The organism is Cytobacillus oceanisediminis, from assembly GCF_022811925.1.
Taxonomy (GTDB): Bacteria; Bacillota; Bacilli; order Bacillales; family Cytobacillaceae; genus Cytobacillus; species Cytobacillus oceanisediminis_D.
Map to the genome: position 1 here is coordinate 526,819 of NZ_CP065511.1, position 22,113 is coordinate 548,931.

The 22,113-nt window shown below is 39.7% G+C and carries 22 protein-coding genes; 17 read left to right on the plus strand and 5 right to left on the minus strand.

The annotated features are described in order from the left end of the window. Window positions 1-124: 124 nt before the first annotated feature. Together moaC and IRB79_RS02795 are read left to right on the plus strand one after the other, a co-directional pair. On the plus strand, window positions 125-607 hold the full coding sequence (gene moaC, locus IRB79_RS02790; RefSeq protein WP_243506611.1) for a cyclic pyranopterin monophosphate synthase MoaC: 483 nt from the start codon (window positions 125-127) through the stop codon (window positions 605-607). Window positions 608-634: 27 nt separating this feature from the next. Next, complete coding sequence (locus tag IRB79_RS02795) at window positions 635-1,279, plus strand: redox-sensing transcriptional repressor Rex (RefSeq protein WP_243506613.1); 645 nt, start codon at window positions 635-637, stop codon at window positions 1,277-1,279. 22 nt (window positions 1,280-1,301) lie between these two features. On the opposite strand, the gene IRB79_RS02800 is transcribed toward IRB79_RS02795, so the two are convergent. Next, window positions 1,302-1,505, minus strand: a complete 204-nt coding sequence (locus IRB79_RS02800; RefSeq protein ID WP_217036337.1) for a YdiK family protein — start codon at window positions 1,503-1,505, stop codon at window positions 1,302-1,304. A gap of 37 nt (window positions 1,506-1,542) precedes the next feature. After that, the gene (locus IRB79_RS02805; protein ID WP_243506615.1) at window positions 1,543-2,268 is read right to left on the minus strand and encodes a CPBP family intramembrane glutamic endopeptidase; all 726 of its coding nucleotides are present in this window, start codon (window positions 2,266-2,268) and stop codon (window positions 1,543-1,545) included. 317 nt (window positions 2,269-2,585) lie between these two features. Between IRB79_RS02805 and groES the strand changes: the two genes are divergently transcribed. From groES to IRB79_RS02845, 8 genes are all read left to right on the plus strand, one after another. Continuing rightward, window positions 2,586-2,870, plus strand: a complete 285-nt coding sequence (groES, locus tag IRB79_RS02810) for a co-chaperone GroES (RefSeq protein ID WP_206845932.1) — start codon at window positions 2,586-2,588, stop codon at window positions 2,868-2,870. 61 nt (window positions 2,871-2,931) lie between these two features. Beyond that, on the plus strand, window positions 2,932-4,563 hold the full coding sequence (gene groL / locus IRB79_RS02815; RefSeq protein ID WP_221882151.1) for a chaperonin GroEL: 1,632 nt from the start codon (window positions 2,932-2,934) through the stop codon (window positions 4,561-4,563). Window positions 4,564-4,806: 243 nt separating this feature from the next. Continuing rightward, entirely contained in the window at window positions 4,807-6,432 is a 1,626-nt protein-coding gene (gene nikA, locus IRB79_RS02820; RefSeq protein ID WP_243506616.1) for a nickel ABC transporter substrate-binding protein, read from the plus strand. Window positions 6,433-6,450: 18 nt separating this feature from the next. Beyond that, on the plus strand, window positions 6,451-7,395 hold the full coding sequence (gene nikB, locus IRB79_RS02825) for a nickel ABC transporter permease subunit NikB (protein WP_243506617.1): 945 nt from the start codon (window positions 6,451-6,453) through the stop codon (window positions 7,393-7,395). Then, window positions 7,392-8,222: a nickel ABC transporter permease subunit NikC gene (gene nikC, locus IRB79_RS02830; RefSeq protein ID WP_243506618.1), complete on the plus strand. Its 831-nt coding sequence runs from the start codon at window positions 7,392-7,394 to the stop codon at window positions 8,220-8,222. The genes nikB and nikC overlap by 4 nt, the downstream gene beginning before the upstream one ends. Window positions 8,223-8,242: 20 nt before the next feature. Further along, window positions 8,243-9,073, plus strand: coding sequence for a nickel import ATP-binding protein NikD (gene nikD / locus IRB79_RS02835; RefSeq protein ID WP_243506619.1), 831 nt, complete (start codon window positions 8,243-8,245; stop codon window positions 9,071-9,073). Between the two features lie 33 nt (window positions 9,074-9,106). Further along, window positions 9,107-9,955: a nickel import ATP-binding protein NikE gene (gene nikE, locus IRB79_RS02840; RefSeq protein ID WP_243506620.1), complete on the plus strand. Its 849-nt coding sequence runs from the start codon at window positions 9,107-9,109 to the stop codon at window positions 9,953-9,955. A gap of 406 nt (window positions 9,956-10,361) precedes the next feature. Beyond that, window positions 10,362-11,717, plus strand: a complete 1,356-nt coding sequence (locus IRB79_RS02845; protein WP_243506621.1) for an MATE family efflux transporter — start codon at window positions 10,362-10,364, stop codon at window positions 11,715-11,717. A gap of 435 nt (window positions 11,718-12,152) precedes the next feature. Here the strand turns inward: IRB79_RS02845 and IRB79_RS02850 are convergent, their stop codons facing one another. The 3 genes from IRB79_RS02850 to IRB79_RS02860 all read right to left on the minus strand — a co-directional run bounded on the left by IRB79_RS02850 (window position 12,153) and on the right by IRB79_RS02860 (window position 14,321). After that, window positions 12,153-13,337: a DUF4317 domain-containing protein gene (locus IRB79_RS02850; protein WP_243506622.1), complete on the minus strand. Its 1,185-nt coding sequence runs from the start codon at window positions 13,335-13,337 to the stop codon at window positions 12,153-12,155. Between the two features lie 314 nt (window positions 13,338-13,651). After that, window positions 13,652-13,948, minus strand: coding sequence for a YwqI/YxiC family protein (locus IRB79_RS02855; RefSeq protein ID WP_243506624.1), 297 nt, complete (start codon window positions 13,946-13,948; stop codon window positions 13,652-13,654). Window positions 13,949-13,964: 16 nt separating this feature from the next. Then, entirely contained in the window at window positions 13,965-14,321 is a 357-nt protein-coding gene (locus IRB79_RS02860; protein WP_243506626.1) for a YwqH-like family protein, read from the minus strand. A gap of 319 nt (window positions 14,322-14,640) precedes the next feature. On the opposite strand from IRB79_RS02860, the gene IRB79_RS02865 reads away from it, so the two are divergent. The 7 genes from IRB79_RS02865 (at window position 14,641) to essB (ending at window position 22,101) form a co-directional block, all read left to right on the plus strand. Continuing rightward, entirely contained in the window at window positions 14,641-16,266 is a 1,626-nt protein-coding gene (locus IRB79_RS02865) for an LXG domain-containing protein (RefSeq protein ID WP_243506627.1), read from the plus strand. A gap of 2 nt (window positions 16,267-16,268) precedes the next feature. Beyond that, a complete protein-coding gene (locus tag IRB79_RS02870) occupies window positions 16,269-16,520 on the plus strand; it encodes a hypothetical protein (protein ID WP_243506628.1) in 252 nt (83 codons plus the stop codon). A 767-nt stretch (window positions 16,521-17,287) separates the two neighbouring features. Further along, a complete protein-coding gene (locus tag IRB79_RS02880) occupies window positions 17,288-18,478 on the plus strand; it encodes a M14 family zinc carboxypeptidase (protein ID WP_243506630.1) in 1,191 nt (396 codons plus the stop codon). A gap of 170 nt (window positions 18,479-18,648) precedes the next feature. Beyond that, window positions 18,649-19,647 carry an ABC transporter substrate-binding protein gene (locus IRB79_RS02885; protein ID WP_243506631.1) on the plus strand — a complete coding sequence of 333 codons (999 nt, stop codon included), beginning with the start codon at window positions 18,649-18,651 and terminating at the stop codon, window positions 19,645-19,647. Window positions 19,648-20,130: 483 nt separating this feature from the next. After that, window positions 20,131-20,424 carry a WXG100 family type VII secretion target gene (locus IRB79_RS02890; protein WP_009336200.1) on the plus strand — a complete coding sequence of 98 codons (294 nt, stop codon included), beginning with the start codon at window positions 20,131-20,133 and terminating at the stop codon, window positions 20,422-20,424. A 79-nt stretch (window positions 20,425-20,503) separates the two neighbouring features. Then, a complete protein-coding gene (locus IRB79_RS02895) occupies window positions 20,504-20,743 on the plus strand; it encodes an ESX secretion system protein YukD (RefSeq protein ID WP_009336199.1) in 240 nt (79 codons plus the stop codon). A gap of 14 nt (window positions 20,744-20,757) precedes the next feature. After that, entirely contained in the window at window positions 20,758-22,101 is a 1,344-nt protein-coding gene (gene essB, locus IRB79_RS02900) for a type VII secretion protein EssB (RefSeq protein WP_243506632.1), read from the plus strand. Window positions 22,102-22,113 lie beyond the last annotated feature (12 nt).

Below are 22,113 nucleotides of genomic sequence, written 5' to 3' on the forward strand. Positions count from 1 at the left end.
GACTATAAGCCCTTCTGCAGGGCATTAAATCGAGACAAAAGGCAAATAAATATGTGAAGAACAATACAAAGCACATACAAAGTAACAGAAAAATAGTGTATGATTTTGAAGAGAGGTGTTTTGAATGGCGGATTTTACTCATTTTAATCAAGAGGGCAGGGCAAAAATGGTGGATGTCAGTGATAAACCTGAGACGGCACGGACGGCCATCGCTCAATCAAGTATTGCTGTTAATCAGGAGATATACGAGAAGATAACATCCAACACTATGAAAAAAGGGGATGTACTCGCTGTTGCACAAACTGCAGGCATTATGGCGAGCAAGAAAACATGGGACATTATTCCGATGTGCCATCCGCTGCCGCTTAAGGGCGTGGACATTTCATTTTCATGGAAGGCGGAAGAGGAAGAGTTTGTCCTGATCATTACTGCTTCTGTAAAAACGAAGGGAAATACGGGTGTGGAAATGGAAGCGTTAACAGCCGCTTCTGTCTGTGCGCTGACCGTATATGACATGTGCAAGGCTGTAGATAAAGGAATGGTGATTGGGCCAACCTTTTTAATAGAGAAAACAGGCGGGAAAAACGGAGATTTTAAAAGAAATTAATTCATCATAAGAAATGGGGATGGACGAATGGCCAATGAACCAATTAAGATACCGCAAGCAACAGCTAAACGGCTGCCTTTATATTACCGCTTTCTAAAAAACCTTCACTCATCAGGCAAACAAAGAGTCTCTTCAGCAGAATTGAGTGAGGCGGTAAAAGTGGATTCTGCAACAATCCGCCGCGACTTTTCGTACTTTGGTGCGTTAGGGAAAAAAGGATATGGATATAATGTGAATTACCTGCTGAGCTTCTTTCGAAAGACTCTTGACCAGGATGAGCTGACTAAAGTAGCTTTGGTCGGGGTAGGTAATTTAGGAACAGCTTTTCTTAACTATAATTTCCTTAAAAATAATAATACCAAAATAGAAGTGGCTTTTGATGTTGATGAGAGTAAGGTTGGTACGAAAATCGGAGATGTGCCGGTCCATCATATGGATGACCTTGAAGAAGTTATTGTAAAAAATAATATTCAGGTGGCGATTTTAACGGTGCCGGCACCGCCTGCCCAGGCTATTACCGATCGGATGGTGAATGCGAAAATAAAAGGAATCCTTAATTTTACACCTGCGAGGCTCACTGTGCCAGCCTCGATTCGGATTCACCATATCGATCTGGCAGTGGAATTGCAGTCACTTGTTTATTTTCTGAAAAATTATCCTGAAGAAGTGTAAAAAAAATGAGCCTTTTGCGGGCTCATTTTTTCATTTTATTTTTCATTTTAAAATGCAGGCCAACCATCCGCAGACCGGTGCCAAAATCGAATGTGGCAATTATGATCAGAAAATAAGTAAAGAATCCCCAGGTTTCTTCACGCTGGATATTCTGTATCGCTATAAAAGTGAAAAGGCATCCGAGAAGGATGTAAATAAAGCCTGAAAACAAAGGTGTGCTTCTCATCAAAATCCCCCAGTAAGTTTAAAACTCCACAGCTATGCTAGAAAAAGCTGATAAAGCTCTGCATTTTTTCCATTTCTTCTAACCATTTTTGCATATTCTCCTGATTCAGCTGGACAACCGCAACAAAGGTGTTCATCGCCACATGGGCGAAAATCGGCACAATAATCCGCTTCGTTTTGACATATAAGAAGGCAAAGGTGAACCCCATTGCCGAGTACAGCAGTACATGTTCAGGCTCAAAATGGGCAAGTGCAAAAATGACTGAGCTGATCAGGGCCGATAGGAAGAAGTTGAAGCGCTTATGAAGAGAACCGAAAATAATTTTTCTAAAGACGATTTCCTCAAGGATTGGCCCAATGACTGAACTGATTAAAATAACGATTGGCGATGCTTCAATAATCCGGATAATCTGCTGCGTATTTTCAGACCCCATTTCAATGCCAATCATATTTTCAATGCTTGCAGCAGTAGCTTGAGCGATCAAGGCCAAAAATATGCCCCCTATTGCCCAGCCCACTGAGCTTGCTGCGGAAGAAGCATCCCTATCCAGGCCTCTTTTCATCTCTTTTCTTAATAATAGAAGCGTAATGATCAGTGTAACCGTAAAACTGATGACAAGCCAGTAGGCTACAGCCAGGATTTGCATGTTTTCGGGATTCTGTCCAAGGGCATCTGCAATAAATAACACAAGCGGAACGCCAAACAAACTGGACAGCTGCATGGCAATATAAGCTATTAATATAATCCAATATTCCTTCTTCAAAATGTTATACTCCTTAATCTGAGTGTTGGAAAACAAGTCCTAAAGCCATTGTACTCTTAATAAGGAGCGGGTTTCAAATATCAGCATCAAAGCAGGAAAATACCATGGTTAAAGTGTAGAGTTCCGAAGCATACTTAAGAGGTTGTCTGTGTCGAAAAATAGCGTGTATGGGCGGATGAAATTTTTTCTAAAAAATTTAAGCTTCACCCTTGCAAATAGAAATGAGATTCATTAATATAATAATTGTGTTAGCACTCATACAGAGAGAGTGCTAATAAATAAAAATATTTACATATTATTTGAGGAGGTTGTTTCACTTGTTAAAGCCACTAGGTGATCGAATCATTATCGAGCTTGTTGAAACTGAAGAAAAAACTGCAAGCGGCATCGTACTGCCGGACACTGCTAAAGAGAAGCCTCAAGAAGGTAAAGTTGTAGCTGTGGGAACTGGCCGCGTTCTTGAAAATGGCGAGCGTGTTGACCTTGAAGTTGCTGACGGCGACCGTATCATCTTCTCAAAATATGCTGGTACTGAAGTGAAGTACGAAGGCAAAGAATATTTAATTTTACGCGAAAATGACATTCTTGCTGTAATTGGCTAATTGCCGATCAGACGAAGATTATTAAAAGATAAAGCTAAAATTTTTGAGGAGGTTTTTATCAATGGCTAAAGAGATTAAATTTAGTGAAGAAGCTCGCCGCGCGATGCTTCGCGGTGTGGATTCCCTTGCAAATGCGGTAAAAGTAACTCTTGGACCTAAAGGACGCAATGTGGTTCTTGAGAAGAAATTCGGTTCTCCGCTTATTACCAATGATGGTGTGACAATTGCGAAAGAAATCGAACTTGAAGATGCTTTCGAAAATATGGGAGCGAAGCTTGTTGCTGAAGTAGCAAGCAAAACAAACGATGTTGCCGGTGACGGTACAACAACTGCAACTGTTCTTGCTCAGGCAATGATCCGTGAAGGCCTTAAGAACGTAACTGCAGGCGCTAACCCAATGGGCATCCGCAAAGGAATCGAAAAAGCGGTTGTTACAGCTGTTGAAGAATTAAAAGCTATTTCTAAGCCAATCGAAAATAAGGAATCTATTGCTCAGGTTGCTGCAATCTCTGCTGCTGACAATGAAGTTGGCCAGCTGATCGCTGAAGCAATGGAGCGCGTTGGCAACGATGGTGTTATTACAATCGAAGAATCTAAAGGATTCACAACTGAGCTTGATGTAGTAGAAGGTATGCAATTCGACCGCGGATACGCTTCTCCATACATGGTTACAGATTCTGATAAGATGGAAGCGGTTCTTGAAAACCCTTATATCTTAATCACTGATAAGAAGATCACAAGCATCCAGGAAATCCTTCCTGTACTTGAGCAAGTTGTACAGCAAGGCAAGCCTTTATTGCTTGTAGCTGAGGATGTTGAAGGTGAAGCACTTGCTACACTAGTAGTGAATAAGCTTCGCGGAACTTTCAACGCGGTAGCAGTAAAAGCTCCTGGCTTCGGTGACCGCCGCAAAGCTATGCTTGAAGATATCGCGATCCTGACTGGCGGTGAAGTAATCACTGAAGAGTTAGGCCGTGACCTTAAATCTGCTACAATCGACTCTTTAGGACGCGCTTCTAAAGTGGTTGTTACAAAAGAAAACACTACGATCGTTGAAGGTGCTGGAGACAGCGCGCAAATCGGCGGCCGTGTGAATCAGATCCGCACTCAAATGGAAGAAACGACTTCTGAATTTGACCGCGAGAAATTACAAGAGCGTCTGGCTAAGCTAGCTGGCGGTGTGGCAGTGGTTAAAGTTGGTGCTGCTACTGAAACTGAATTGAAAGAGCGCAAGCTTCGCATCGAAGACGCCCTTAACTCTACACGTGCTGCTGTAGAAGAAGGCATCGTTTCCGGTGGTGGTGTTGCCCTTCTAAACGTATACAACAAAGTGGCTGCTATCCAGGCTGAAGGCGATGAAGCTACAGGAATTAACATCGTATTGCGTGCGATGGAAGAGCCTGTACGCACAATTGCACACAATGCAGGCCTAGAAGGTTCTGTTATTGTAGACCGCTTAAAGCGCGAAGCAGTTGGAACAGGCTTCAACGCTGCTACTGGCGAGTGGGTAAACATGATCGAAGCTGGTATCGTTGACCCAACTAAAGTAACTCGTTCAGCTCTTCAAAACGCTGGATCTGTTGCCGCTATGTTCTTAACAACTGAAGCAGTTGTTGCTGACAAGCCGGAAGAAAATGCTGGCCCTGCAATGCCTGATATGGGCGGTATGGGTGGAATGGGCGGCATGATGTAATAGCTGCTCAAACCCATGATATAAAAGGATTTTTGAGTGAAAATGCTAACATAATATAAAATGTAAAGAGGCTTTTCATTAGTTCACTGAACTATGGAAAGCCTCTTTATTTATGACTAAAATAATAAACATTAAAATTTTGATTACTTTATGGGAAATTTGAAATTATGTTGACAATAAAATTTGCAGACTCTATCATTGATAATAGTTATCATTTACAACTGAAAAGGGGAGCAAGTTTTTATGTCAAACCGTAAAAAAAATAAACGATTTTTACTTATGTCTGTAATGATTCTCATTTTTTCTATAACTTTACTTGGTTGTTCTAGTGAATCAGTAGAAAATTCAGATTCTACTAGTGAAAGTAGCAATATGATTACTTTTGCTTGGCCTAGAGATATAGGTGAGATGAATCCACATATCTACAATCCATCTCAATTATTTGCTCAATCTATGATATATGAACCTTTAGTTAGTTACCAAGATGGAGGCGAGCTCAAGCCACATTTAGCAGAGTCTTGGAAGGTTTCTGAAGATGGGAAAGAATATGTATTTAACATACGCCAGGATGTTAAATTTTCTGATGGCACAAATTTTAATGCTGACATTGTGAAAAAGAACTTTGATGCAATACTAAAGAATGCAGACATGCATGGTTGGTTAGGATTTATTCCAAAGATTGATCAAACAGATGTCATAGATGAATATACATTCAAATTAACATTAAAAGAGCCATATTATCCTACTATTCAGGAATTAGCAGTTGTACGTCCAGTCCGTTTTCTAGGAGAAGCTGGTTTCCCTGGAGATGGTGACACTTCAAAGGGTGTAGAACAACCTGTTGGTACGGGTCCATGGGTGTTAGATGAATATAAAGTAGATGAGTTTGCTATTTTTAAACGTAACGAAAATTATTGGGGAGAACTTCCAAGTGTAGAGAAAATTAAAGTCAAAGTCATTCCTGATGCTGAAACACGCGTACTTGCTTTTGAAAAAGGTGATTTAGACCTTGTATATGGTGAGGGTGTTATTAGCATAGATTCTTTTAAGCAATTAGAGTCTACAGGTTCCTACGGAACTAGCATTTCTGAGCCAGTCGCTACTAGACAGCTGGTTATGAATACGAATAAAGAACAGCTTTCAGATGTACGAGTTCGTCAAGCATTACATTATGGATTTAACAAACAAGCAATGGTTGAAGGTGTGACATCTGGCTTGGAAGAGAAGGCTGACTATATCTTACCAACAAACTTACCTTACACTTCACATGTTGATACGACCACAGTTGAATATAATGTTGAAAAAGCGAAACATTTATTAGATGAAGCAGGCTGGATATTGCCAGAAGGTAAAAGCGTACGTGAAAAAGATGGGAAACCACTTGAAATTGAGTTAATGTATAACTCTGCTGAATCCATTCAAAAAACAATGGCTGAAACATTACAAGCTGAGTGGGCAGGACTGGGAGTAAAATTAAATATTGTTGGAGTTGAGCTTACCACTCAAGTTGAAAGATTCAAAGCGAATGAGTTTGATATGAACTTCTTTAGTAACTATGGTGCTCCATATGATCCACATACTTTCGTAAACATAGTTGCTACAGAAGGATTTGGATTTAGGGAAGCTATTTCATCTTATCCTAATAAAGAAGAGATCCTAAACCAAATAGCTGAAGTTCAACAAACTATTGATGAAAATGAACGTCAACAACTATATACGGCAATTTTAAGCTCACTACAAGAGCAGGGTGCCATTGTACCTATTTCGTATATTAAGAAAATAGCAGTTTATCAAAAGGATATTTCTGATTTTACATTCCCTGCTAACCGAGATGAACATCCATTTACAGGGATTAGTGTAAACGAGTAAGCGATAGGAGAGGTATTCATGGGTACTTATGTCTTGAAACGTATAATCACCATCATTCCAATCTTTCTTATTGCCACTCTGCTAACATTTGGAATGATTAACCTTTCACCAGTGGATCCAGCTGAGGCATACTTCTCTGCTGCACATATTCAAGCAACAGATGAGATGCTGGAACAAAAAAGACATGAGTTCGGCTTAGAGCAACCTCTCATAATTCAATATGTGAACGCTCTTATTAAGATATGCCAACTTGATTTTGGCATATCTTATGTTACGAATAAACCTGTATGGGAAGAGATTTCTTCGCGAATGCAAGCAACTATTCAGTTAACATTAGGCAGTCTGTTGATTGCAATTCTAGTGAGTGTCCCTTTGGGGTTTTTAGCAGGTATAAAGAAGAATAGTGGAATAGATCATTTTAGTCGATTCCTCTCTTTTATAGGGGCATCGATCCCATCATTTTGGCTTGGATATTTATTCATTTTTTTCTTTTCTGTAAAACTAGACCTTTTCCCAGTAGAGGGTACGGGAACTTGGAAACATTTAATTTTACCTTCAGTCACATTGGCTTTCCCTTTAATAGCTTTATATACTCGTCTGTTACGTACAAGTGTTCTTGAAAATTCACAAGAGTCTTATGTGCTTTTTGCCCGGACGAGGGGCATTCGTGAAAAAATCATAATAGGAAAGCATGTATTAAGAATTGCCATTTCTCCTATGATTACTGGTCTTGGAATGAATTTAGGAAACTTAATGACTGGAGCTATTATTGTAGAGGCTGTCTTTTCGTGGCCAGGGTTTGGGCGGTATTTTATTGAGGCTATTTTTAATCGTGATGTTCCTGTTATCCAAGGCTATGTGCTATTAGCAGCGGGAATATTCCTTATAAGCAACTTAATTGTTGACCTTATCCAAATGTGTATAGACCCTCGTATTTTCAGAAAAGGAAGGCAGCATCAATGATAGCAATGTTTCGTGGTATATTAAAAAGTCAAAAAGTGATTGTCACATGTTTCCTAATACTGTGCATATTATTTTTGATCACAATATTTGCTCCGTGGCTGGCACCTAACGACCCTATCGCTATCAATTTAACTCATAAACTACAGCAACCTTCTTTGGATTACCCATTAGGAACAGATCATTTAGGTCGATGTACGTTTTCACGTATCCTATATGGGGCAAGAATTTCGTTAGGATTTGCATTGCTAATTTTTATTTCAGCTTTAAGTATAGGTTTGATTATGGGGATCATTGCTGGGTATAAAGGTGGTTGGGTTGATCAATTGTTAATGAGAATCGGTGATGGGCTTATGGCGATCCCAAGCCTTTTGTTTGTTCTTGGTTTTGTTGGTATTTGGGGAGCTGGACTTAAACAAGTTGTTTTAGGATTAATTCTCGTACAATGGGTTTATTACGCAAGGGTCATTCGAGGAATGGTTCTAAGTCTGAAAGAACAGAACTATATTACTGCAGCTAAAATTAGTGGTTCTTCTACATGGATCATCATAAAGAAACATATTATTCCTAATGTTCTTCCATCACTAGCGGTAATGGGAACATTAGAAATGGGTTGGGCGATTATGAATTTATCATCGATGTCCTTTTTAGGCTTAGGTGTGCAACCCCCTACACCAGAGTGGGGGGCCATGATTCATGAAGGGAAGTCATATATCAGAACGAATCCAGCATTAATGATTTATCCGGGTTTAATGATCATGCTAGTCGTTGTGACGTTTAATTTATTAGGTGAATCACTATCAGAACGTTTTGGGGTTAAACGCCGCTAATGAAAAAGGACTGTTGAATAATGGATGTAAATGAGCGAGACATTTTAAATGTAAAAGACTTACATGTGCAAGTAAAAACCGAAGAAGGTTTTTCCACACTTGTTCAGGACATAAATTTTGGAATTAAAAAAGGAAAGATTCTTGGGCTAGTTGGGGAAAGTGGTAGTGGTAAAACTGTTACAAGTATGTCTATCCTACAGCTGCATGATAAAAAGAAAACGGATATTAGAGGGAGTATTACACTACAAGGCAGGGAATTGAATGGTTTAGAAAATAATGAAATGCGGAAAATTCGAGGGAAGGATATTGCTTTTATTATGCAAAATCCAATGAATGCTTTTACACCAGTTTTTACGATTGGTCATCAATTTGTTGAAACCATTAGATCTCATACCACATTAAAGAAAAAGCAAGCAAAGGAGCTTGCGATTGATGTAATGCAAAGTGTAAATTTGCCAGATTCTGATAAATTATTAAAAAGCTATCCTTTTGAATTAAGTGGAGGTATGCTTCAACGAGTGATGATTGCAATGGCTGCATGCTTAAACCCTTCCGTAATAATTGCGGATGAGCCAACTACAGCACTAGATCTTCATAACCAATCATTAGTACTCCGTCTATTAGATAAAGTTCGTTCTGAATATGGTACATCTATTCTACTCATTTCTCATGATCTTGGCGTTATTTCAGAAATGGCCGATGATGTAATCGTTATGCAGCACGGGAGAATTGTGGAAGCAGCAAATGTGTTAGAATTATTTGATAATCCACAACATGAGTACACGAAGAAGTTGCTAAGGACAAGACCGACTTTATATTCTCATTATCAGTCCTACACCTATATGTTATGATAGACCCACTGAATCTTCCGAGGGGTGAAACCATTGAGCTTGCTACAGGTTAAACAAGTAAGTCTTAGCTTTAATTCTAAGAAGCTTTTTATAGGGAAGAATCTATCAAAAAAAGTTCTTAATGATATTTCCTTTGCTATTGAAGAAGGAACATGTTTGGGATTAATTGGAACGAGCGGAGCAGGTAAAAGTACTTTAGGAAAAGTAATTCTCGGCATTCAACGTCCACAGCAAGGTCAAGTGTTGTTTCAAGGATATGACATTTATAATGCGGATAAAGCAACCCAACAAAAAATACGTCGCGATCTACAAGTTGTATTTCAGGATTCATATTCAGCTGTTAACCCCCGGATGACAGCTGAGCGTATTATCAGCGAGCCATTAGAGAATTATGAAAAACTAACCATAGCAGAACAAAGAAAAAGGGTTATTGAGCTATTGCAAAGAGTAGGATTAAACGAAAAGGATTTAAAAAAATATCCGCATCAATTTAGCGGTGGACAATTACAAAGGATTAACATTGCTAGAGCAATTGCTCTTAAACCGAAGTTAATCGTCCTAGACGAATCAGTTAGTAGTTTAGACATGGTTACACAAAGCTTAATTTTGGAATTATTAAGCGAATTAAAGGATGACTTCGGCTTATCTTATCTTTTTATTACACATGATATTAAAGCCGCCTTTTCAATTTCTGATACTTTGGGTGTGCTTGAAAAAGGAGAATTAATTGAGCTTTACGATTCAAAAGACCAATTTTTTTCCTCGAATCACCCTATAGTTAAACGATTAAGAGACTCCATCCTTGCTGAACACCCACGTTTTCGTACACTTACAACGAAGGCAAACTGGGTTAACAAAAATAGATTATCTAAGCAATCGTGAAGTCAGATAAAATAAATCATTATTTGAGGCTAATGACTGCTCCAAAAACATCCAAAACGAAAAATTCCGTCACTATAACCTCGGGGCAGAAAGCAGATGTATTCCACGCGATGATGAAGATCTTCTTTAAGATCGAAGAAGATAGTAAGATGTATGGGGAAGGACAGGGAAACCTGTCTTTTTCTACATCATAATGAAAGATATTATCCTTTAAGCTATTAGGTTATTAATCATCTCACTACTTGTTGTGGTTAGGATTTTTAGGTGTTCTTTTAAGAGATAACCAGATACAATTATTGTTCACCTTTCGAATGATTAAAATTTGCTCAGGTTGCAGGAACATTGTGAAAAGCCCAAATTCAAATAGCTTCATTCGATTAAGTTATGCATAAAGTAGGAGGGATTTATGAAATTGGCAACAGATTCAATGGTCTTAAATAACACTACATCCTATAGCCACAGGGAGTATTTAGTGTTGGCCATTCCACTCATTATATCAGGCATTTCAACACCTATTTTAGGGGCTGTTGATACTGCAGTGGTTGGAAGGATTCCCGACCCGGCTTCAATAGGTGGAGTTGCTGTTGGGGCTGTTATCTTTAATACGATGTATTGGCTGCTTGGATTCCTGCGAGTGAGTACAAGTGGATTTACTGCTCAGGCAGAAGGAGCAAATAATCAAAATGAAATGGTACTATCTCTTCTTAGACCAATGATATTAGCTATCTTGTTTGGCTTGTTTTTTATCATTTTACAGAGTCCCATTTTAACCATTGCCTTATCATTATTTAGAGGAAGTGAAGCGGTATCATTCTTTGCTTCCACCTATTTTTCTGTCCGAATTTGGGGAGCACCGTTTATTCTACTTAGCTACGTGATTATTGGTTGGCTTATTGGAATGGGAAAGGTTCGCTTAGTATTGGCTACTCAAATATGGATGAATGTCTTAAACATTATATTAGACCTTGTTTTTGTTTTAGGTTTAGGAATGGGAGTTAAGGGCGTTGCTTATGCGACTCTTATAGCTGAGGTTAGTGCTGTTGCGTTAGGGGCATGGCTTCTTTATATGACCAATAGAGAGAAACTAGCCCATATAAAGTTATCAATGTTGCTTGAAACTGAACCAATTCTAAAAATGATAAAAATGAACCGAGATTTATTCCTGAGGACTGTATGTTTGCTCACGATGACCGTAATTTTTACTTCTTTAGGTGCAAGTATGGGCGAAGTTACGTTAGCAGCCAATGCCATCTTACTGCAAATTCACTATATAATAGCTTATTTTTTTGGTGGTTTTGCTAATGCTTCTAGTATATTGGTCGGTAGAGCTATAGGTGGGGTAAATTTGTCTCTTTATAATTGTGCGTATACTCTTTCCGCTCAGTGGGGATTAGGATCGGCCATTCTTTTGAGTTTAAGCGTACTTATTTTCGGAGAAAGTATAATCGCCTCATTTACGACAATTACAGAAGTAAAAGCTATGTCAGAAGACTTCCTAGTATGGATGCTTGTGTTTCCCATCTTTGGTTTCTGGGGTTTGCAGCTAGAAGGAATTTTTTCTGGTGCTACTGAAGCAAAATCTATCCGGGATTCCATTGGATTAGCATTGATTGTCTTTTTAATTGCACTTTGGTTGTTTGTACCTAAATATCAAAATCATGGATTATGGATCGCGTTTGTCGTATTTAGTTTATCTCGGTCTTTCTTTTTATCATTATTTATTCCCAAATTAACTCGTGAAAAATTTACTAACAAAAGCTAAACTCTAGAATTCGATTACCTTAGTAAATAATAATACTTATAAAAGTTAACATTTTGCTAAAGCAATCCAGTGAAAAATAGTAATATATCGTTAAAGAAGTTACAGATAAAATATAGCAAAACCTTAATATTCCGCACCTTCCACACACCATGTTAAAGATATTACACACTCTAACCTTAGGGGCGGCATGATCTAATTTAAAGTGTTGAACCCAACGTTTTAAAGCATCATCCACCAGGACATAGGGACAGGTATCTTGTCCCACTGATCCCTAAACTGCTTATAACGCAGACAAAAAAGGAATTCCTATTTGGGAATTCCTTTTTTTATATGAAAGGTAAACAAACCTATCGTTATTCGACTAAAATTTGCGCGGACGGTTCCTGCGCTTCTTTCGGAAGGAAGCATGAGAACCAGAACACTTTCCCTGCTTCTTTATTCTTTGTCCGGACCCCCGCCAAAAGTTTCGGGAATCATCGTGAAGCCTTCAATCACGGTATCTTCTTCCACTTCGATCATCAGGTAACGCTTGCCGTCAAAATGGACTTGTTTTACATATCTCAGATCTTGCGGGCAGATGGAAATGTTGGCTGCTTTCGTGCTGATTTTTATTGATTTTGAATTAAATTTAGGAAGGACGCTGTTTGCCTTTATTTCATATTTGTCATCGTCGATGATTTTTTGATAAGCGGATTGGACCTTTTCTGAATTAATATCTTCGAGACCGCTCACCTTTAAAACACGTTCTACGTCTTTGGAATCCAGCTTCGGCGGTTCATCCTCTTCGTTTTCCACGATCATCCGGTTAATCTCTTCATATACGTTGGAAAGTGTTGATGTGCTTAGCTGATCACCTGTTACGTCTTTAATAATTTCCTCAAAAACGATTTTATCATCCTGCGCCGTCATCGTTTCTTCCCCGTTTAAAACATCCTCTATGAACTGGTGGTCGGGCTCATGAACCTTGCCTGCTGAATACAAGACGTGATTGACATCAGCTGCATGATCGGTGAAGCAAGGAAATAGGAACCCTGAAATGGGTGCCTTGAGGTTGATAATCGGATCAACAGTAAAATGATATTTAAATTCCTTTTCTACATAGTCAAAAAGCAGTTCTTTCTTCGGTTCCTGCGTGTTATTTATGCTGCAAAGAATAAAAGGATGAGAATAAACAGCATCCCTTTCACTTTCCTCAGCTTCTGCATTGCGGCGTTTCATTGGCTTAAGATACTCCCCGCGAATGAATGTAACGACAATATCCTTTTCATATTGCCGGATTCCCAGCATTTTGCCGACAATCTGAAGCATTTGTTCTGTCCAGCCTTCAGCATCACTGCTTAGCAATCCTTGATGCAGGATGAGCTGACTGCTGTTTTCGGCATCCCTCTGAAACTTTAATTCAAAGAGCTTTTCATCCAATTGGCCGCCAAGCAGCTTTTTGAAGTTATCCATAAACAGCTCCTGCTGATCCTGGTCCACCATTTCAAAAGGCTGGCTCTCATAATGATAAATCTCGCTTGATTCTTTCATAATATAGACATTAAAAATATCTGAAATCCTTAGTAAATCATTATTTAACTTAAATTGTTTCCGAATCTGTGCGATGTCTTTTTTGTTCACAGTTAAAATCCACTCCTAAGCTGCCCAATATGCATATTTACTAGAATAACAAAATACATCAGCTCTATAAATTATTAATCTCTTTTATTTTCGCTTTTTTGAAAAGGATTTGTTAATTAAAATGGCTGGTGATTTGTGTAGCATGGAGTTGATTTTTACCGGCTGGGGTTAGCGCTGGCGAGGTGAATGTGGAATGCTTATATTTTGCCAGCAATGAGGATAGAAAAAAGAGGCTTCTCATAAGTTGACCAAAACTTGTGTAAAGCCTCTTTTATTTTATGAAAAAGGTTTGTTTAACTATCACAGCAGCTGTGCTAAGGCATTCTTTTTTCTGCACTGCCATGTATCCCCCTGGAAAGCAGCCGATCCGATTCATCTAAGAATTGCACGGATTGTCTGGTTGTTTCTTCGTTTTGCAGCAATACAGATTTATACGCCTCTATCACCTGTTGAAGCTGGATATTTAAAGCATTCAATTTATTGATGAAATTAAGGACATTATTCTCTCCAATAGTGGATGGAAGGGATGGCTGGAGCCCGTTAGCGGAGGTTTGAAGTGTTGAGAGTGCCTGTTCTATATCACTTTTCCTTAGCTTAATCTCGGTATCCATTCTCAGTACCTCCTCATTATTTCTTCGACCTTTCCGCTGCAAGCTGCGCTTCCAGGGAAGCAATCGTTTGTTTGATAGAATCGATTTCCTGCTGGATCTGCTGCTGTTTCCGGCTTATAGCTGAAAACACTTCATGAAACTGATTTGATTCAATGTCAGTGTAACTCGTAAGCATTTGTTCAAACCGGATATCCTCAAATTCATCTGCCAGCTTTCCCTGCCAGGTGAAAGGGGAAAGATCCGGCTTTGTGACGGTATGCCGATAGTGGTTAAACTCCTGCTGTTTTCCTTGAAGGTCTCCCTCACAGGCCAGCAGTCTCTGCAGCTCATTTTGTTTCTTTGCCAATAAACTGTAGTAATATCCTAAAGACATGAATAATCACCTCTATATACTGCAATTTTCATATTATTCATCCATAAAAGAGAATCCATTTTACTATATCACAGGGAAATAATGTAATAATGATACGATTTTCTCATTTTGATTATCGTGTCGATGGGTAATTATTGCTGTTTTATACAAAAGTGTAAAAATAATCCTATTCGTAATAAAATTACTCTTATTTTTGGTGTAAAGTATAAATTATGGAAAATGCTAGTGAGGGCTCTCTGAAGTACCTCTATTGCAGTTGTCGAATGGCAGGAGGCGATTTATACTGAAGGTATTAGATGCAAGGGAGTTGCATAGCGGATTGAAGGAGCTTCATTCCAGTCTGCACTCCTTAGAAGAGCAGATAAGAAACATTGCACGTGATGTAGAAGGAATCACTTCGCTTGAGGACTCCTTTCGGGGAGAGGGAGCAGCCGCTATTCAGGCTTTTTTTCGTGAATGTCATTCTCCTTTTCTCTTATTTTTTGAAGGTTTTCTTGCAGACTATCAAAATACTTTAAAAAGAATAGCTTCTTCACTTCAAATGCTCGAACCGGCAAGCAATGGATTCATCCGTCAGAGCTTTTTGGATGGAGAAGCGGCACAGGGCCTGGTAAAAACAGTATCTATCACCATAAGCCTAACAGAAGAGACAAATGCGGTGATGCAGAAAGTTTCTGATATTGTTAGTCTCCCTCATCTGCAGGATGGGGAGTTTTCAGCACATGTAAGGAGAGCGGAACTTCACCGGCGAAATACGGTTGATGATCTTATTACCTTTGACGGCGAGAAAACGCTGGCTCTTGATCCAATTGAGCAGGATCTTCATCTGATGCAGACATTCATCGATGAAATTTCCAGCCTCTTTCAGAGTGGGAATCTTAGTATTTCCGACTATTCCGTTAAGCAGCTTCACTCCAGCCCAATCTATGGGGAGCTTTTAGAAGGTATCAGACATAAAGCAGGAAATTCCATGCGCACACCGGAATTCCATAAAGAACTAGGCATAACTGCCCTGGGACAGATTCTGCCGCCTGGTGCATATTCCATTTGGGCTATCTGGCAGAGCACATATGAAAGAAAGACAATCCAATATCAGTTAAGAGCCTTGAAAGCTTTGGCAAAGCTAAACGATAAAGAAATCAGCCCAGAGGAATTCACCTCTTTGAGCGGCCGAGAGATCCTGACTGTTGAAGTCATAGATGAGCATGGAATCGGCAGCCAGAACCAGGGCGGCAAGTTCCACCTGTATGATGACGGCCGGATCGTCAGGGAATACTATGCTGAAAAAGGAAAAGCTTACGAGTTCGTCGACTCCATTCCAGAAGACCGCGTGGGAGGAGTGCGTGAACTGGACTCCATGGCCGATGGAACCCCGCTTGAAATTCTCGAATACCTGTCGCTGGCGGCTGTTGTCCGAAAACAAGGAACCAAGGTCATACGGAAGAGCATCAATAAGGCTGACTTTGATGCGCTTGTCAGGATATTGAAAGAGGAAAAGGGCCATGTGGTTTTGCCGGGGAAGAAGGATGGTAAGGGTACGGGTGATGTTCAAACTGGTGGCAGGGAACTTTCAATTGATGAATATCTAAAGCAACTTGATAAAGCAGAAGAGATGTACGAATCTTTTAGAAAATCCAAAACTGATGTACAGTCTATAGCTAAAAATACAGGAATGACTGAACAGAGGGTACAAAGAATCAAGGAGCATTTATTTATCAAAGAGCACATAAAAGAACATGGGATTGGACGCTTTGATCCGGATTATCAAATTGCACAAGCTTGGGATAGGCTTCAAAAAGATACTTATAACAAGAATGATATTGATTTATTGAATCATGAACTTTTTGAGTCAAAATTCGAGGGAATATTCAAAACGGATTACAGGACCGCACATGATAAAACAGTTGAATCAGGGCGTCCGTGGCATCCACTAGAGGAGGAGTAAAATTGGCTTCGTATGTTTTATTATTAAAGGATTATGAAGATGATGAAACTGTGGTTTACAAATTCGGACCTAATGAAGAGATTATGGGTAAAATTGAGTTGAATAAAATAACCAGGAAGTTTTCAGAGTTAGAAAGTTTACCAGATCAAAATATCCCCTCTAAGTTTTATTTTGATCGAGCTGCTCAAAGATTGGCAGTTTGCCTTGTAAGAGAAGGTGGCATATTTCCAGAAAAAACAGCTTTTGAGTCATAGTAGCTATAAATAAGACCTTGATGGGTAGAAGCCTTTCAAGGTTTTTTGTTTAATAATAGGGGAGGAGTTTTCATTCAGCCCAACATTCCCCCGCCATATGTAGTGAATTTGCCCAAGCCAATCCCATCCCCACGCATATAAAATAGTGTAAGCATATATAGAGGAAATGGAGGTATGAACGGATGTACCATTATAGAGGCCCTTATCAGCCGCAGGATCAGCGATTTTTTGGACTCTTTGGTCTGCCCTTTTTAGGCGGGTTAGCAGGAGGTTTATTGGGCACTGCCTTATTCTACCCGCGTCCATATTATTGGTATCCTCCACCGCCGCCTTATTATTACCCGCGACCTTGCTGTGGACCAGGATTTGGATACCCTTATTAATTAATATCAGGGGAAGCTCTTAAAAGGGGCATCCCCTTTTTGAATTCGGCAATAATTTTCCTGCTGAATTCAGGAGCAATAAGAGGTTTATAATGAAAATGAGGATGGCCGGCGGTCTGCCTTTGGCTGAGATGCTTGAAAAGGCAGAAGACGAATCAGATTAATAACGCAAGTTTGTGTAACGGCATTAATGAAGTGAGATTTTTTTATAAGAATAAATGTGAGTGTCTCTTCATACATGATGAAAGTCTTAACTAATAAGGAAAATGTAGGATATTTATTATTCAGAATATTAATTCTTTTAGCAGATTTACATCCTCCTATTAAAAAGGCATGATAGAAATAATTCGGATATCGAATTAATAGATCAGAGGAGGCTCAAAAATGAAGAAGAAATCATTATGGAAAGTACTTAGTTCAGCAGCACTGGCAGCAGCGATTCTCGTACCCCAAGTCGGCTTTGCTGAGGGCGCAAAGCCTGTGACAGAAGAAAATGTATCAATTAATGGTTTTGTTGATTATGAAGAATTAAAGAGAAAGTTAAGCCAAATTGAAAAATCATCGAACGGCCTGGTTCAGGTTGAATCTGCGGGAAAAACAAATCAGGGGAGAGATATCTTTACAGCACGAGTGGGCCATGGAGATAAAGTGGTACTAGTGCAGAGCGAAATTCATGGCAATGAAAAGACCGGCACTGTCGCGTTGCTGAATATTCTTCAATATTTGGGGTCAAGTCAATCAGCAGATGCGAAAAGGATTAGAGAAGAATTAACGATTGTTGCAATCCCGATGATGAATGCCGATGGTTCCGAATTGGACAGGCGCGGCAACGTAATGACGTGGGAAGAAGTGCAGGAGAAGTTTCCTCAATTACATAATGCACAGCCTACCTGGAATTATTACACGCGAACCCTGCAGGGGGATGACTATGCAGCAGCTCCAGGATTCGATGTAAACCGTGACTTTAACCCTGACTTAAACTATGTTCCGAAGGCGGAGGACTTCCCTGGCAATTCAAGCACTCCAGGCTGGTATATTACGCCTGAATCGCAAACAGTCCGGGATGTTTATAAGAGTCTTCAAAAGGAATTTGGTATTGTTGAAGTCTTTTTAGATCTTCATCACCAGAATTTCTATAAGATTGAAGGAACAGATGAAGATGTAACAATGTCCATTTCAGCAGACTTTGTTCCGGATCCAAGTTCTTCGGAGGGTGCAAAATATAGCCAATATGCGGAGAATTATCGCTTTGATTTCTCTCGCCAGTTAAACGTTGCTCTATATGATGCACTTCAGGAAAAAGGAAATTCAGTGTTTACTAATATCTCATTATATGACCAGGACTTAGACTTGCCTGGAACTGCCTTGGGCTCCTTTGCCCTGAACGGCAGCGGGGTTGTCCTATTTGAGGTAAAAGGGCAGACACATAACTATGGACAAAAGATGAAAGGTCAGCTGGTTAAGACAGTAGAAACAGGTGTCATGGGGATTATCAATGGTGTGGCAGATGGCAGTGTGTATGATTTGAATCCGGAAGAATATAATGAAATCCCTAACAGGGTGCCAATTCGTTAATTGAAATCAGAAGCTGGTTCCATTCCGGAATCAGCTTCATTTTTGTATTAATGTCAATTTATCTAACAAAAAGTGGATTAGCTATTGTTACATACTTATTAAACATGTTAATATCGAAATATTATAAAAATTTAAAAACTACACACAAAGATTGTCGGGGGGAATTTGTGATGAAGAAGATGTTAGCCATCCTAGCAAGCAGCGCTTTATTAATGCTTGCTGCCTGCGGCTCAGGAAATGAGGAAACCAGTGGGGAAGCGCCAGAAAAGAAAACCGTAAAAATCGGGATCACGCAAATTGTGGAGCATCCATCATTGGATTCTGCGAGAGAGGGATTTATAGCCGCCTTGAAAGATGCTGGTTATGAAGAAGGAAAAAATCTTAAAATCGACTTCCAGAACGCCCAGGGGGATATGAACAATAATATGTCCATTGCCCAGAACCTGGTCGCGGACAAGAATGATTTGATTCTTGCTATCGCGACTGCCAGTGCACAATCAGTTGTGCAATCCACAAAGGATATTCCAATCCTTTTTACAGCCATCACTGATCCTGTTGGTGCTGAGCTTGTGGAAAGCATGGAAAAACCAGGCGGGAATGCAACGGGTACATCTGATACACATCCGGACGCCATCAAAAAAACGATTGACTCCATTAAAACATTTGTACCGGAAGCCAAGAAGGTCGGCATCATCTACAATGACGGGGAGCCAAACTCAGTAGTTAATGTTAAGCATGCGAAAGAAGCCATCGAGGCAGCAGGACTTGAAGCGGTTGAAACGACTATTTCAACAAGCTCCGAGGTAAAGCAGGCAGCAGAGTCCTTAGTAGGCCGTGCTGACGTGTTCTACATCCCTAAGGATAATACAGTTGTATCTGCCCTTGAATCTGTGCTGAACGTAGCCAATGAGAAAGACATTCCAGCTTTTGTTGGAGAAAGCGATTCGGTTAAACGGGGCGGATTTGCTTCCTATGGTTTTGAGTATCATGATCTTGGATACTCTACTGGCCAAATGGCCGTTGATATCCTTGAAGGCAAAAAGCCTGGTGAGATTCCTGTTGGCTACCCTGAAAGTCTTGAGCTGGTGATTAACCAAAAAGCAGCTGAGGAGCAGGGAGTCGCTTTGACGGATGAAATGTTGAAGGATGCTAATGTGGTTGGGGAATAAATAGGTTGTTAAGAGATACAGCGATTCAGCTGTATCTTTTTTTGCGAACCCGGAAATTTTTTCTTGAAAATGATTCAAAAGAACCATAAAAGCGAGAAGGATGATTTTAGGAAAAAAAAGGGCTCAATAAATTTTGATTTACATATAAACGATAGGGTGATTTTACCTATAAAATACAATTAGGGGTTTATAGATTAATAGGAATAAAACCACAGACATAATTCGACAAGGCTACATAAGCGATTTGACGAGTTTTGACTGCCATGATAGTAATAAAAAGGTAGAAAATTTGAATTTTAAAATGAGTGAATAACAAAAAATAGAAAAAACCTATGAAAAAAATACCAATTTGGGTTTGAACATCTCGAAATTGGGTATAAGTGGGTATAAATAACTGTTTTGTTATTTTTTGCAAGTAAGTAATTGACCTTTTAATTGTGTATTTTTACAATAATAGTAACCTATTGAAAAGGAGAGATTTGAATGTCAGGAGTTATTCGCGTTACACCAGCAGAATTAGTAGGCATGTCTAACCGTTATAATGGAGAAAGCAGCCAGGTTGGGGATCAGATTGTCCGTTTGGATAATATGATTCGTGAACTGGAAGGTGCATGGGAAGGGGAAGCAAGCAGAGCGTTTGCTGAACAATACCAATCTTTAAGGCCTTCATTTGTTCAAATGCAGCAATTATTAGAGGATATCTCTGTTCAGCTTAATAATACTGCAAGAGCTCTTGAAGATGCTGATAACCAGATTGCTGGCCAAATCCGCGGTTAATTTCATCTGAATCAATAAGTGGAGAAGGAGCGCTACATTCATCAGATGAAAAGCGCTCTTTTTTTATGGGGTGTTTAATATGTACATAGAATTAACAATCGATCTGAAAAATTATGAAGTTGAACCTTTTGATCTCCGTCTATCTAACTATCACTCTGTTAAAAAAGTAGTTGATATTGTTTGGCAAGCTAAGTCTATTCCTCAGCCGCCCAGGGAAGGCTATTGGGTCAGAATTCCCAACAAGCAAATGGTTCTGTCAGGGAACGATAAGCTGGCAGAAAAGGGGATTACCACTGGGGACCGTTTCGAAATTTTATAAAGGAGCATTAAAAAATGTCAGAAAAGAGTCAAACCTACCTTGAAGAGCAGCTTGAAGCGGTTGTCGAAACAGATCATCAATCCCTTACCATTCTTTTTCAAAGAGAGAAAATAAAAGCTGATGCTGCTGCGGAATTGGAATTGCTTAAGGCAATGGATTCAGCTATAAAAAGGGATGTCCATTTAACAGAGGATGAACTGCGCCTCGTCCTGCAAATTCCCTCAAATTATTTAACCTTTTCCAAATTAAAAAAGAAAGACCAAAGAAGCAGATGGATCTTCTCTTCACAGCTCCTCAAGCTTGTAAAAAGTCATCCATATTCCAGACTGCATCTCATTATTTGTCCGGAAAATATAGTGGCTGATGAAAGCCTGTCGCCGCATTTGCTTCATTATGGTGTGAAAGAAAGCCTTCCGCCTTATGAGGCCAATCGGGAAAAACTTTGGATGGAATTGAAAGCGGCCATTGCAGCTGCTGTAGATGGAAAGCATTCCTTCCGGGATTACCTTAGACTTCATGAAACCATTGAACTGTCGCCTGCAGCGGCAATTGTGATCAAAGCCAAGGATGAAAATGAATTGTCAGAAGTCATCCGGACGAATATTGAAATGCTTGAAAAGAAAGATAAGGAATATGTTAAGGTTCCGCAGAAAAAATGGAAAGCAACAAGGTATTCTGCTTGGGGTCTGCTGATTGCTTTATTGCCTTTCCTTGCTTTCAGTCTATATTCCCTTATCTTTACCCAGCCTAAACAGGCAGCATTTATTAATAGCCAGGAACACTTCTTGAAAAGCCAATATAGTGAAGTCGTTTCTAAGTTATCCAATTATGATATTGATCAGATGCCGCGAGTCGTGCAATACGAACTTGCACAGTCTTACATAATAAATGAAGCATTGACAGAAGACCAAAAAGAGAATGTCCAAAATACCATCACCCTGCAGACGGATCCTCTTTACTATCATTACTGGATTCATATTGGGAGGGGAGATGCCAAGGAAGCTCTCGATATCTCCCGGGATCTTGAAGATAGAGACTTAATCCTATTTGCATTGCTAAAATACCGTGAAGTTGTCAAAGCAGATGATAGCCTTGAATCCGATGAAAAACAGCAGAAAATTGACGAAATCCAAGCTGAGATCGATGAGTATATAGAGGAACAGAAAGCTCAGGAGGAGGAGGAGCAGCGTCTTCAGGAAGAGCAAAGTAACAGCGGGGATAATGAACAGGCTGTAAAACAAGAGCCTGAACAGAAGGCTGCAGAAGAGCAAAAGCCTGCAGATTCAAAGGCAGCTGAAACATCTGCTGAAAAGCCAGCCGAAAAGAAGGAAGAGGCAGCAAAGACAAAACCAAATTAAGATAGGCGGGAG

Excerpts from the sequence above, each read along its gene's own strand:
- moaC (WP_243506611.1), top strand. The coding sequence starts at position 125 with ATGGCGGATTTTACTCATTTTAATCAAGAGGGCAGGGCAAAAATGGTG.
- nikA (WP_243506616.1), top strand. The coding sequence starts at position 4,807 with ATGTCAAACCGTAAAAAAAATAAACGATTTTTACTTATGTCTGTAATG.
- groL (WP_221882151.1), top strand. The coding sequence starts at position 2,932 with ATGGCTAAAGAGATTAAATTTAGTGAAGAAGCTCGCCGCGCGATGCTT.
- IRB79_RS02800 (WP_217036337.1), bottom strand. The coding sequence starts at position 1,505 with ATGAGAAGCACACCTTTGTTTTCAGGCTTTATTTACATCCTTCTCGGA.
- IRB79_RS02885 (WP_243506631.1), top strand. The coding sequence starts at position 18,649 with ATGAAGAAGATGTTAGCCATCCTAGCAAGCAGCGCTTTATTAATGCTT.
- nikD (WP_243506619.1), top strand. The coding sequence starts at position 8,243 with ATGGATGTAAATGAGCGAGACATTTTAAATGTAAAAGACTTACATGTG.
- IRB79_RS02860 (WP_243506626.1), bottom strand. The coding sequence starts at position 14,321 with ATGTCTTTAGGATATTACTACAGTTTATTGGCAAAGAAACAAAATGAG.
- IRB79_RS02855 (WP_243506624.1), bottom strand. The coding sequence starts at position 13,948 with ATGGATACCGAGATTAAGCTAAGGAAAAGTGATATAGAACAGGCACTC.
- nikB (WP_243506617.1), top strand. The coding sequence starts at position 6,451 with ATGGGTACTTATGTCTTGAAACGTATAATCACCATCATTCCAATCTTT.
- IRB79_RS02795 (WP_243506613.1), top strand. The coding sequence starts at position 635 with ATGGCCAATGAACCAATTAAGATACCGCAAGCAACAGCTAAACGGCTG.
- essB (WP_243506632.1), top strand. The coding sequence starts at position 20,758 with ATGTCAGAAAAGAGTCAAACCTACCTTGAAGAGCAGCTTGAAGCGGTT.
- IRB79_RS02845 (WP_243506621.1), top strand. The coding sequence starts at position 10,362 with ATGAAATTGGCAACAGATTCAATGGTCTTAAATAACACTACATCCTAT.
- IRB79_RS02895 (WP_009336199.1), top strand. The coding sequence starts at position 20,504 with ATGTACATAGAATTAACAATCGATCTGAAAAATTATGAAGTTGAACCT.
- IRB79_RS02890 (WP_009336200.1), top strand. The coding sequence starts at position 20,131 with ATGTCAGGAGTTATTCGCGTTACACCAGCAGAATTAGTAGGCATGTCT.
- IRB79_RS02880 (WP_243506630.1), top strand. The coding sequence starts at position 17,288 with ATGAAGAAGAAATCATTATGGAAAGTACTTAGTTCAGCAGCACTGGCA.
- nikC (WP_243506618.1), top strand. The coding sequence starts at position 7,392 with ATGATAGCAATGTTTCGTGGTATATTAAAAAGTCAAAAAGTGATTGTC.